Source organism: Kitasatospora sp. NPDC059817, from assembly GCF_042731835.1.
Lineage (GTDB): Bacteria > Actinomycetota > Actinomycetes > Streptomycetales > Streptomycetaceae > Kitasatospora.
In genome coordinates this window covers 6,967-8,650 of sequence record NZ_JBHWIR010000111.1, presented here as the reverse complement: position 1 = coordinate 8,650, position 1,684 = coordinate 6,967, and the positions used below count along the sequence as shown (strand labels likewise).

General features: G+C 70.3%; 2 protein-coding genes. Both read left to right on the top strand.

All coding sequences use genetic code 11. The features are described from left to right. Window positions 1–151 precede the first annotated feature (151 nt). A complete protein-coding gene (pdxT, locus tag ACFV61_RS22780) occupies window positions 152–769 on the top strand; it encodes a pyridoxal 5'-phosphate synthase glutaminase subunit PdxT (protein ID WP_063350971.1) in 618 nt (205 codons plus the stop codon). Window positions 770–849: 80 nt separating this feature from the next. After that, the gene (locus ACFV61_RS22775; protein ID WP_063346810.1) at window positions 850–1,608 is read left to right on the top strand and encodes a YebC/PmpR family DNA-binding transcriptional regulator; all 759 of its coding nucleotides are present in this window, start codon (window positions 850–852) and stop codon (window positions 1,606–1,608) included. Window positions 1,609–1,684 lie beyond the last annotated feature (76 nt).

Genomic DNA, 1,684 nt, shown 5'->3' with positions numbered 1-1,684 from the left:
CTCCCTCCCTCCCTCCCCCGCGCCGGCCCCCGCCCACCCCCCCCGCGGGGGGTTGTCGGCGACGGGGCGCGCGCCCCCGCGCGCGGGGGCGGGGGCGCGCGGCGGGCCGCGTCACGTACATCCGTAGAACGATCGAACGAGGTTGAAGACCGTGAGCACTCCAGTCATCGGCGTCCTCGCCCTCCAGGGTGACGTCCGCGAGCACCTGGTCGCGCTGGCCGAGGCCGACGCGCTCGCCCGCCCGGTGCGCCGTGCCGAGGAGCTGGCCGAGGTCGACGCGCTGGTGATCCCCGGCGGGGAGTCCACCACCATGTCCAAGCTGGCGCTGCTGTTCGGCGTGATGGACCCGCTGCGCGAGCGGGTCGCCGCCGGGATGCCGGTGTACGGCACCTGCGCGGGCATGATCATGCTGGCCGACAAGATCCTGGACGGCCGGGACGACCAGGAGACCGTCGGCGGCATCGACATGACCGTGCGCCGCAACGCCTTCGGCCGCCAGAACGAGTCCTTCGAGTCCGGTGTCGCCTTCGAGGGCCTGGGCGACGCGCCGGTGCACGGCGTCTTCATCCGGGCCCCCTGGGTCGAGGGCGTCGGCGCGGGTGTCGAGGTGCTGGCCGAGCTGCCCGCCGCGGACGGTCCGGAGAGCCGGATCGTGGCCGTGCGCCAGGGCAACCTGCTGGCGACCTCCTTCCACCCGGAGCTCACCGGCGACCACCGGGTGCACGCCTACTTCGTCGCGATGGTCGAGGAGCACCTGGGACGGCGCTGACCGTGTGCGCCTTTCCGGTGACGACACCGGTAAGATCTCATCTGTTTCATTTCCCTTTGGCGACGTAAAGGAGCTGGCGAATGTCCGGCCACTCTAAGTGGGCTACCACCAAGCACAAGAAGGCCGTGATCGACGCCAAGCGCGGCAAGCTCTTCGCCAAGATGATCAAGAACATCGAGGTGGCGGCGCGCACCGGCGGTTCCGACCCGGCCGGCAACCCGACCCTCTACGACGCCATCCAGAAGGCGAAGAAGAGCTCGGTCCCGATCGACAACATCAACCGCGCCGTCAAGCGCGGTGGCGGTCTGGAGGCCGGCGGCGCCGACTACCAGACGATCATGTACGAGGGCTACGGCCCGAACGGCGTCGCCGTCCTGATCGAGTGCCTCACCGACAACCGCAACCGCGCCGCCTCCGACGTGCGCGTCGCGATGACCCGCAACGGCGGCTCGATGGCCGACCCGGGCTCGGTGTCGTACCTGTTCACCCGCAAGGGCGTCGTGATCGTCCCCAAGGCTGACGGCGTGGACGAGGACAAGCTCTTCGAGGTCGTCCTCGACCAGGAGCCCGAGGAGATCAACGACCTCGGCGACGCGTTCGAGATCGTCTCCGAGGCCACCAAGATGGTCGCCGTGCGCACCGCGCTGGTGGACGCCGGTGTCGACTACGACTCGGCCGAGGCCAACTTCCTCCCGAGCATGCAGGTCGAGCTGGACGTCGACGGCGCCCGCAAGATCCTCAAGCTGATCGACGTGCTGGAGGACAGCGACGACGTGCAGAACGTCTTCGCCAACTTCGACATCTCCGACGAGGTCGGTGCGCAGCTCGACGCCGAGTGATCGTTCTCACTCCCCGGGCCCGGGGGGGGGGGGGGGGGGGCGCGCGCGGGGGGGGGGGGTGAGCGAGGGAGAGCGG